This is a genomic window from Synechococcus sp. OH20 (assembly GCF_047502685.1).
In the GTDB taxonomy this organism is placed as follows: Bacteria; Cyanobacteriota; Cyanobacteriia; order Thermostichales; family Thermostichaceae; genus Thermostichus.
On record NZ_JANSIQ010000040.1, the window covers coordinates 1 to 9,645 of the forward strand.

Consider the following 9,645-nt stretch of genomic DNA (forward strand, 5'->3'; position numbering starts at 1 on the left):
GTGCTATCCATCCCCACCGTATAGACGGTGGGGAATTCCGCACCTTACGTTAAGGCACTTGCCAAGCCCGTCGGTGGTAATCCTCTAATTGAGCCCAGGGATCCGCAGCCGCTGCGGGGGCATGGCCGTGGTTGTGGTGATGGTGATGGGATCCCTGCCCATGGGAATGATGGTCATGATGATGGTGGTGGTGATGGGATCCCTGCGCGTGAGGGTGATCCTGATGGTCATGGTGATGAGTATGCCCCACTCCCAGCTCTGCGCTCACCGCCAGGCGAAACTTGCAGAGGTGGCAGTTCATTGGGGTTTGGCCCTGGAGGGCTTCCTGCTCCAGTTGCTGCAGGCTGTGCAGCACCGTATCCACAAGACCCAACTCCGGCAGCATCAGCCACTCGATCTCGGGGTGGCAGCGTCGCCGCTCTTGCACCGCCGCCTCGATTTTTTTCACCAGCACCCCTGTGAAGAGAAAATAGGGCAGCACGATCACCCGGCGCGGCTGCCAGGACAAGGCCCGCTCCAGACCCACCGGCAGGCGGGGATGGGTGATGCCGATAAAGCAGGTCTCTACGGCGGCCAACCCCGACCCTTCCCAGAGCAGCCGGGCCAGCTTACAGGCTTCGGCGTTGGCTTCGGGATCGCTGGAGCCGCGACCGACAAACAGCAACACCGTTTCCGCCCCTGGGATCTGCCGCGGTTGGGCAGCCAGCAAAGCGGCCAAGCGATCTCGCAGCAGTTGCAAGATCTCGATGCGGATCCCCAGCGGCCCCCCGTAGTGGATGCGCAACTGCGGGTGGAGGGCCTGCAGGCGATCCAGCTCCACGGTCACGTCGAACTTGTTGTGGCGCGCCCCAAACAACAACAGCGGCAGGGCCACGATCTCCTGCCACCCTTGGGCCAAGCATTGTTCCACCCCCTGGGCGATGCTCGGCTGCGCCAGCTCCAAAAAACAAGGGATCACCGGCCGCTGGGGGGTGAGGGATTGGTACGCTTGGGCCAACTCCAGAAAGGCTTGCTGCCCCTCCGGGTCGCGGGATCCATGGCCGATGAGCAAGAGGGGCAATGGAGGAGAAGGAAACTGCCCAGCCGCAAGGGGAGGGGAAACAGGGAGGGTATTCAACACAAAAAACTCCGTTCCTTGTGAATCGCAAGGGGTACAGGACAAGGGCAGGTGGGTGTTCTGGCTGAGGGAGGGATCCCATCACAGTTGCGTCACAGTGGCGGATTTGCACCGCGCTTTCCCCAATCTGCCCGAGCCTCTTAGGTTAGCTTGCCGCTTGTCCTTCACCAAGCCCCCCTGGGGGGATAGCCCCGGCCCCCTACCTTGATCCCTAGCTCCCCTCTCCCTCAGGGAGAGGGGCAGGGGGTGAGGGCTGGGAGAGGGGTTGGGGGTGAGGGCCGAAAATGCCGCAGCCGCAGGGCATTAGCCACTACAGAAACAGAGCTCAAGGCCATGGCCGCCCCCGCCAGCATGGGGTTGAGCAACCAGCCGGTGAAGGGGTAGAGCGCCCCGGCGGCAATCGGGATCCCGAGGGTGTTGTAGATAAAGGCGAAGAAGAGATTTTGGCGGATGTTGGCAAGGGTGGCGCGGCTGAGTTGAATGGCGGTGACCACGCCCCGCAAATCGCCGGCTATCAGGGTAATGTCGCTGGCGGCTATGGCCACATCGGTGCCCGTCCCGATGGCGATCCCCACATCGGCTTCTGCCAGTGCCGGCGCATCGTTGATGCCATCTCCCACCATCGCTACCGGGTGTCGGGGCCGTCTGAGCTGGCGAATGTAGGCTGCCTTTTGCTCGGGACGGACTTGGGCGATCACCCGGCGAATGCCTGCCTGCTGAGCAATGGCCTGGGCGGTGGTGGGGTTATCCCCGGTTAGCAGAATCACCTCCAGGCCCATCTCCTGCAGCTGGCGCACCGCGGCGGGGGAGGTGGGTTTGATCGGGTCGGCAATGGCCAACAGCCCCACCAGACGATGGGATTGCGCCACGCCGATCACCGTTTTGCCCTGGCTTTCCCAGGTCTGAACCCGCTCCGACCAAGAGGGATCCCACGGGATCCCCAGCCAGCTCAGCCGACCGATGCGCACCTGCTGCCCCTCCACCCAGGCTTCTGCCCCCTCGCCCACTTTTGCCTGAAAGTGCTGGGCCGACGGGATTGAGATGCCTTCGGCTTTGGCTTTTTGCACCACCGCCTGGGCCAGCGGATGTTCCGAGTATTGTTCCACTGCTGCTGCCAGGCGCAACAGGGCTAGGGGAGAAGAGCCTGGCGTCCAGATATCGGTGACGCTGGGACGGCCCTCGGTGAGGGTGCCGGTTTTGTCCAAGACCACCGTGCGCAAGCGGTGGGCCAATTCCAGGCTATCGGCGCTTTTTACCAGGATCCCCAATTCCGCCCCCCGCCCCGTCGCCACCATGATCGAGGTGGGGGTGGCCAACCCCAGCGCACAAGGGCAGGCGATGATCAGCACCCCAATGGTGTTCACTAAGGCCAGCGTCGAATTGCCCGCCAGCCCCCACCAGAGGACAAAAGTTAGAATGGCTACCCCGATCACCGCCGGCACAAACCAGGAGGTCACCCGATCCGCCACTTGTTGAATGGGGGCCTTGGATCCCTGGGCCTCCTGCACCAGGCGCACGATCTGGGCCAGAAGCGTATCTTTGCCCACCCGCCGCGCTTCCATCACAAAGCTGCCCGTCTGGTTGAGGGTGGCCCCGATCACCTCATCTCCTGCCGACTTGCTCACCGGCAGGCTCTCGCCAGTTACCATCGACTCGTCCAGGCTGGAGGATCCCTCTAGAATGACCCCATCCACCGGCACCTTCTCACCGGGGCGCACCCGGATCCGATCCCCCACCTGCACCGCCGCAATCGGGATATCCTGCTCCACCCCGTCGCGGATGACCCTTGCCGTTTTCGGCTGCAACCCCATCAGCTTGCGAATGGCTTCGGAGGTTTGCCCTTTGGCCCGCTGCTCCATCCACTTGCCCACCAGCACCAGGGTGACGACCACCGCCGCCACTTCGTAATACACATCCGGGTGCAGGCCCTGGCGATGAAAGAAGTCGGGGAAAGCCGTCGCCAAAAGGGAGTAGAAAAAAGCAGCGCTCGTTCCCAAAGCTACCAAGGTATTCATGTCCGCCGAGCGCCGTTGCCAAGCCGCCCAGGCGCCACGATAAAAATGCTGGCCCACCCAAAACTGCACCGGCGCCGTCAGCAGCAACTGCAACCACGGATCCTGCAGCCAGGGGGGCAGGCCGGGGATCTCCCGCCCCAGCATCATCGGCAGGGATCCGATCAGCAGCACCGTGCTGAGGCCCACTCCTATCGCCACCTTCAGCTTCAATTCCCGTTCCGCCACCCATTGGGCGATCCGTTCTGTGTCGTCCGGATCCGACTGTTGCCAATCGTCTTCGACCAAGCGCGCCCGATACCCCGCCTGCTCCACCACCCGGATCAATGCTTGGGGATTCACCAGCCGGGGATCCCCGCGGACGATGGCCTGCTCGCTGGCAAAGTTGACCGTTTGGGCTGTAACGCCCCGCACGCGACTCAGGGCCTGTTCAATGCCGGCAGCGCAGGAGGCACAGCTCATGCCCTGGATGGCCAAGCGCCAAGTGCCGCCAGCAGATGAAGCGGACAGGCCGGGGGCAGCGGAATGGGAACCAGAATCAGACATGGCTGTCCTCAGAGCAAAAATTTAGGTAGTAAAGAAAAAGCGACGCAAAAGCTCTCTTCCCCCCACAAGGGGAAAAACCCACCTCTGAACTCTGTCCTGCCGACGCCGCCGGGCAGGGGAAAAATCGCTAGGCCGGCGGATAGCCCACTTGGGCAAGCACCTGCCGCCAGTCGCTGTCGGCTCGCTCAGACGTAATCCGCACCTGCTTGGTCTTGGGATCCGCTTCCACTTGGGCCTGGGGATCCCGTTGCCGCACCGCCTGCGTGATGGTATCTACACAAGCCGCGCAGGCCAGCTTGGGCACCGTCAAAACAACTTGCATCCTGGGAAGCCTCCCCAACCCAATGCCACCTGCTTGATGCTAAACCTTCCAGTGGGCTGGAAGGTCAAGAGGGTGGCTGAGGCTCCTCTATGTTCCAGCGGTAATCCACCTGATAGCCCCGCTGTCGCCACTCCTCCTCCAGTTGCAACTGTTGGGTCAGGGCTTTGCGCAAAGAGTTGATCAGCTCTTGCGTGCGGGCTCGATTGCCGAAATCCTGTTCCTCCACCGCCGGAAACGTTTGCCGCTCCAGAACCCGCAGCAGAAATTCGTAGTGGACGTGAGCTGGCACAGGAATACGTTTCATCGATCTAGGCCATTCTTGGGATCCATTGACAATCCTGGGTTTACTGGGGTGACAACAGGGAGCGGACGGCTTGGCCGGGATCCGGCTGCGTTACCAGCGCTTCCCCCACCAGCACAGCGCGCACCCCCCAGCTCCGCAACTGCTGCAGATTGGCAGGAGAGTGAATGCCGGATTCGCTGACCACCGGCAGATCGCCCAGGCGATCCCGGTGGGCGGCCAAGAGATCCCGCGTCGTGTTCAAGTCCACCGCAAAGGTTTTGAGATCCCGATTGTTGATGCCGATCAACACCTGACCTTTGGCCTGGTGCAGTTGCGGCAAGCCCAAAACCCGCTGTAACTCTTGGCAAGTGTGCACCTCCAACAGAGCTGCCATGCCCAATTGCTGGATCAGCTTGAGAAAATAGCCCAAATCCGCATCCGAGAGAATGGCAGCAATCAACAGCACCGCATCCGCCCCCAGAGTACGCGCCCAGAGGATTTGGTAAGGGTAGAGGATGAACTCCTTGCACAGGATGGGGATCCCGACTGCCTGGCGGATCTGGCGCAGATACTCGCCGCTGCCCTGAAAAAACCGCTCATCCGTGAGCACCGACAGGCAACTGGCTCCCGCCGCCTCGTAGCTTTGGGCAATGGCCACCGGATCGAAGGGATCCCGGAGAACCCCACGGCTGGGGGAGGCTTTTTTCACCTCGGCAATCAGAGAAACCGGATGAGGAGATTGGGTGAGGGCCGCCACAAAATCCCGCACCGGCGGCGCTTGATCCAGTTGCTGCTGCAATTGCTTCAAGGGGAGCTGCTCCCGCTGGCGCTCCACCTCCTGCTCTTTGTGCCAGATGATCTCCTCTAAAATGTGGCGCGGTTTGGCTTCCGGCGCTGTTGTCTGGTACACCTGAGAGGCGACGACGACCGGCGGGGCAGGAGAACGCCGACGAACGGCCAGCGGCTCACCTTCTAGCTCCATACCACCCCTGAACAGAACTCTACACCTCACCCTAGACTACTCTAGTGCTCTGCGGTCGGTTTGAATAGCTACCCCGAATATCCCCAAACCGCCTCTGGCAAAGGTGTTTCTTTTACCCTATGGTTGAGTGTAGAGCTGAAGCGCTGCCCAGAGCGATGTGGAATCAAAATCAACAGTAAACGTAGTCGAGAAGCTTGACGCAGCCTCTTGCGCTCTGGGGAGTTTTGCTCCGGCAGTCGTTCCGTCCCTCTTTTTTGCCGATCGTGGGCAAAGGCTCGGCTGAGCAGAGTTGGGAAGATTGCTGTCCATGCTGTTTTGAAGGAGTTCAGGCGTGCTGTACCTAGCAGAGCTATCCAAGCCGATTGGGTTTGCTAAGTCATCTCTGCAATTGCTGGCCAAGCAGCAGCAGGACAACACCTGGGTGGCCGTGAACGAAGAATCCATTACCCTGGAAGGCCGCATTGCCCAAGAGGCCGGTCGCTTCAAGGATGGGGCCTTGGTACTGGCGGAAATCTCCGGCAACCGTCAGGTTGCCCGCATCAACGAAGCCGCCCGTCAACTGGTAACCTACCTGCAAAATTTCAGCCGTTTGCAGGACAAAGCCCGCAGCCAGGAAGAGGAGATCGAAGTTTGGAAACAGTCTCTCACTTTTCAGGCGCATGAGCTGACTCGCCGCGAGATGGAATTGGCAGCCCAAGAAGAGGAGGTGCGGCGGCTGTACGAGCAGTACAAGGGCGTGGAGGAAGAGCGCAAGCTCCTGGACAGCCTCAAAGAGGAACTGGCGACCCAGCAAGCCTACCTGGCCGAACAACAGCGCCTGATCGGGGAACAGCGAGAAGCCCTGAACCGGCAGCGGCAAGAGTTGCAAGCTCAGTTGCAAGAGGCCCGCTCCAGCCGTTTGGGGGAAGCAGAAGCAGCCCAGCTCCAGGCTTTGATGCGGCAGCTTCAGGAGAGCCTGCATCCGGCCGGGGATCCCTTGGCGCTTCTGCACAGCCTAAAAAGCCAGGTTCAGCAGCAGCAGGAGCACTTGAATCAAGAGATTGTCCAATTGGAGGCAGAACGTCAGCAGGCCCAAGCCCGGCAAGAGGAGCTGGATCGGGACCACCGCGCTTGGCAAGAACGCCGCACGGCTTGGTGGGGATCCCGACAATCCCTAGAACAAGGTCAAGCGGAATGGCAAGCCCGGCAGGGATCCCTGCGAGCCTATCAAGAGCACCTGCAGAGGATCCTCCAGCAGTTGCAATCCCAAGAGAGCTTGTTCCAAAAAGCCTATCGTCTGGTGCAGGAGTACGACTTCATCGTCGATGGCAGCAGCAATGGCGGGCCAGGTGCCTCAGGGTCGGCGATCTCGGTGGAGGAGCTGGCGGCCTTGGTGAGCCAACTGCGTCGCGATTATGAGCAGCGGGCAGCCCAGGTTAGCCAGCAGCGGGCGGAGCTGGAGCAAAACCGGCAGACCCTGCGGGAGCTGCAAGAGCGGCTGGCCACCGCCTCTCCCGAGGAGCGGTTCGATATTGAAATGGATATTGACTACGCCCAGTCTGCCTGCAGCGCCCTGGAAGAGGCCCTGGCGCCCCAGGAGAAAAACCTGCAGCGGGAATACGAAGAGCTGGCCCGCCAGGAAGCCCGTCTCAGGCAGCTTCAGAATCAGGCTGCCGCCCCGGTTCAAGTGGATATCGGGCCGATCCTGGAGCAGATCGGCAGCCAGAAGCAGGATCTTCTTCAGGAAAAAAACCGTCTGCAAACCCTCGTTCACCAACTGGAATCCTCCCTGGCCTCTCAACAGGAGCAACTGGCCCGCCAAGAGCAGGAATTGCAGCAGCAGTGGCAACAACTGGAGCAGGAGGAGAGATCCCTGCGGGCGCGCACCCAGGCGATGGCCGAAACCTGGGGCCGCCTCAACCACCTGCAGGCCACCCTCTACCCCGAGCGAGATCGCTGGGCGGAGTTGGCAGGAGAGTTGGCGCAGTTGGAGGCGGAGCTGGGCCAACACCAGGCGAGAAACTCCGCGGCCCACGCCCACGTCCAACAGGTCCACTCTCTTTTGGCTGCCCTCACTCAGGCTTGAGAGGGTGGGGGGAGCCGGCTCCAACGGATCCCTTCTGTTTCGGCGCAGGATCTGCAGTCTTAACGAAGAGAACAAATCTGGTAAAATTCGGTAGCATCCTGCAGCCATTGAGGCTCCCAGCTTTTGGGCAGGGGAACTGCAGAGCTTGTTGCGCTTTGCTCCGGTTCTTGCTTGCGGTTGCCAAGGACATTCCAATGTGAGGTCGGCTCGTGCGAATTGCGGTTGATGCGATGGGGGGTGACTATGCTCCCGAGGAGATCGTCAAGGGTGCCTTGCTGGCCCATCGACAGCTTCGGGTCGGGATCGCACTGGTGGGTTGCCCGGATTCCCTGAAGCCCTTTCTGCCCCAGCCCTTGCCCGCCGGGATCACCCTTGTGCCCGCTGAGGACAAGGTGGGCATGGCAGAAGAGCCCTTGATGGTGCGCAAGAAGCCCAAAGCCTCCATCAACGTCTCGATGCAACAGGTGCGGGCCAACCAGGCGGATGCGGTGGTGGCCGCCGGCAACACCGGGGCAGCGATGGCTGCAGCTTACCTCAATTTGGGCCGACTGGGGGGAATCGACCGTCCCGCCATCGGCGCTCTTTTGCCCACTTTGAAGGGCAAGCCGGTGCTGCTTTTGGATGTGGGCGCCAACGTAGACTGCCGGCCCCGCTTTTTGGAACAGTTTGCCCGCATGGGATCCCTTTACTGCCAGTGTGTGTTGGGGATCGAGAAGCCGCGGGTGGGCCTGCTCAACATCGGCGAGGAGCCCAACAAAGGCAACGACTTGGCCCTGGCTACTCACCAGCGCTTGAGCCAGTTGCCAGGGATCCACTTTGCCGGCAATGCCGAGGGGCGGGACGTGCTGACCGGGGAGTTTGACGTGGTGGTGTGCGACGGCTTTGTCGGCAATGCCCTGCTCAAGTTTGCCGAAAGCGTCGGCCAGGTGATCACCCAGGTGCTGCGGGAGGAGCTGCCCCGCGGTTGGCGCGGCAAGCTGGGCTGCTGGCTGCTGCGGCCCAACCTTAAGCAGGTGAAGCGGCGCATGGACTATGTGGAATACGGCGGCGCTCTGCTGCTGGGAGTGAACGGCATCTGCGTCATTACCCACGGCAGCTCCAAGGCGCCGATGGTCTACCATGCCATTCGTTTGGCCAAAGAAGCGGCGGAGCAAAAAATCCTGCAGCGACTGCAAGCGGAAATGGCCGATCCTCGCGAGTCTCATCTCAGTTCCGAGCGGCGCGCCCGGCCTTTTCAGTCTGCCTCTGACTGCAGCTCAGAGGTGCTGCCTCTGCGACCTTTGGATCGGGTGGAAGGATAGCGTCCATGCCCAGCAATGGCCTCCCAACGGTGCGGCTGGTGGGGGTGGGGGCTGCCCTGCCGGAGCCTTGCCTGAGCAACGAAGACCTCAGCCAGATTGTGGAAACTTCCGATGAGTGGATCTGGCCCCGCACTGGTATCCGTCAACGCCGTATTCTCCCTCCCCACTTGAGTTTGGTGGACTTGGCGGCTCAGGCGGCAAGGGCCGCTCTGGATCAAGCCGGGATCCCGCCCCGAGAATTGGATTTGATCCTGCTGGCCACTTCCACCGCCGTCGATCGCTTCGGCTCGGCTCCACAGGTACAGGCGGCGCTGGGGGCAACGGGGGCGGTGGCTTTTGATCTGACGGCAGCCTGCACAGGGTTTGTGTTTGCCGTGGCCACAGCAGCGCAGTTTTTGCAAACCGGTCTGTACCGGCGGGCGCTGGTGGTGGCGGCGGATGTCCTCTCCCGCACGGTGGATTGGGCGGATCGCACCACCTGTGTCCTGTTTGGGGATGGGGCGGGGGCGGTGGTGCTGGAAGCGGGGGAAGCGGGAGCTGGCGGCATCCTCGGCATTGAGCTGCGCAGCGATGGCAGCGGCAGCGAGCTGCTCAGCTTGTCCATGGCCACCGAGGTCAGGCCCCTGGTGGGATCCCTGCAGGTGGGTCAATACCGCTGCTGCCCCATTGCCATGAATGGCCGCGAGGTGTACAAATTTGCCGTCCAGGTGGTGCCGGAGATTATCGAGAAAGTTCTCTTTCGGGCCGGGATCCCGGCGGAGGCGGTGCAGGGGTACTTTATCCACCAGGCCAACCAGCGCATTCTCGATGCCGTGGCCAAGCGCTTGCAGTTGGATCCACAACGGGTGGCCAGCGTCCTGGAACAGTACGGCAACACCTCCGGCGCTTCGGTGCCGATTGCCTTGGCCACCTGGATCGCGCAGGGGCGCTTTGGCGCTGGCGATCTGGGGGTGATGGCGGGCTTTGGCGCTGGCCTCACCTGGGGAGCGATTGTCTTTCGTTGGGGGAAATGAATTG

The 9,645-nt window shown here is 61.8% G+C and carries 8 protein-coding genes and 1 riboswitch; of the genes, 3 read left to right on the top strand and 5 right to left on the bottom strand.

Translation table 11 applies throughout. The features are described from left to right. Window positions 1-49 precede the first annotated feature (49 nt). From NW826_RS09160 to trpC, 5 genes are all read right to left on the bottom strand, one after another. Entirely contained in the window at window positions 50-1,120 is a 1,071-nt protein-coding gene (locus NW826_RS09160; RefSeq protein WP_414509960.1) for a sirohydrochlorin chelatase, read from the bottom strand. A 29-nt stretch (window positions 1,121-1,149) separates the two neighbouring features. After that, a riboswitch (cobalamin riboswitch) is annotated at window positions 1,150-1,286 on the bottom strand. A 58-nt stretch (window positions 1,287-1,344) separates the two neighbouring features. Further along, window positions 1,345-3,675 carry a heavy metal translocating P-type ATPase gene (locus NW826_RS09165; RefSeq protein ID WP_414509961.1) on the bottom strand — a complete coding sequence of 777 codons (2,331 nt, stop codon included), beginning with the start codon at window positions 3,673-3,675 and terminating at the stop codon, window positions 1,345-1,347. 127 nt (window positions 3,676-3,802) lie between these two features. Continuing rightward, window positions 3,803-3,997 carry a heavy-metal-associated domain-containing protein gene (locus NW826_RS09170; protein WP_414337475.1) on the bottom strand — a complete coding sequence of 65 codons (195 nt, stop codon included), beginning with the start codon at window positions 3,995-3,997 and terminating at the stop codon, window positions 3,803-3,805. A gap of 64 nt (window positions 3,998-4,061) precedes the next feature. Continuing rightward, the gene (locus NW826_RS09175) at window positions 4,062-4,301 is read right to left on the bottom strand and encodes a DUF5340 domain-containing protein (RefSeq protein WP_414509962.1); all 240 of its coding nucleotides are present in this window, start codon (window positions 4,299-4,301) and stop codon (window positions 4,062-4,064) included. Window positions 4,302-4,341: 40 nt separating this feature from the next. After that, window positions 4,342-5,241, bottom strand: a complete 900-nt coding sequence (gene trpC / locus NW826_RS09180; protein ID WP_414509975.1) for an indole-3-glycerol phosphate synthase TrpC — start codon at window positions 5,239-5,241, stop codon at window positions 4,342-4,344. A gap of 352 nt (window positions 5,242-5,593) precedes the next feature. Here trpC and hmpF point away from each other — a divergent pair, with 352 nt between their 5' ends. From hmpF to NW826_RS09195, 3 genes are all read left to right on the top strand, one after another. Next, window positions 5,594-7,327 (top strand): pilus motility taxis protein HmpF, encoded by a 1,734-nt coding sequence (gene hmpF / locus NW826_RS09185; protein WP_414335100.1) that lies wholly within the window; start codon window positions 5,594-5,596, stop codon window positions 7,325-7,327. A 209-nt stretch (window positions 7,328-7,536) separates the two neighbouring features. Continuing rightward, window positions 7,537-8,628 carry a phosphate acyltransferase PlsX gene (plsX, locus tag NW826_RS09190; protein ID WP_414335101.1) on the top strand — a complete coding sequence of 364 codons (1,092 nt, stop codon included), beginning with the start codon at window positions 7,537-7,539 and terminating at the stop codon, window positions 8,626-8,628. A 5-nt stretch (window positions 8,629-8,633) separates the two neighbouring features. Continuing rightward, window positions 8,634-9,641, top strand: a complete 1,008-nt coding sequence (locus NW826_RS09195; protein ID WP_414509963.1) for a beta-ketoacyl-ACP synthase III — start codon at window positions 8,634-8,636, stop codon at window positions 9,639-9,641. The last annotated feature ends 4 nt before the right edge of the window (window positions 9,642-9,645 follow it).

Bases quoted from the DNA above. Each gene is read 5' to 3' on its own strand.
- NW826_RS09165 (WP_414509961.1), bottom strand. From the start codon at position 3,675: ATGTCTGATTCTGGTTCCCATTCCGCTGCCCCCGGCCTGTCCGCTTCA.
- NW826_RS09170 (WP_414337475.1), bottom strand. From the start codon at position 3,997: ATGCAAGTTGTTTTGACGGTGCCCAAGCTGGCCTGCGCGGCTTGTGTA.
- NW826_RS09175 (WP_414509962.1), bottom strand. From the start codon at position 4,301: ATGAAACGTATTCCTGTGCCAGCTCACGTCCACTACGAATTTCTGCTG.
- NW826_RS09195 (WP_414509963.1), top strand. From the start codon at position 8,634: ATGCCCAGCAATGGCCTCCCAACGGTGCGGCTGGTGGGGGTGGGGGCT.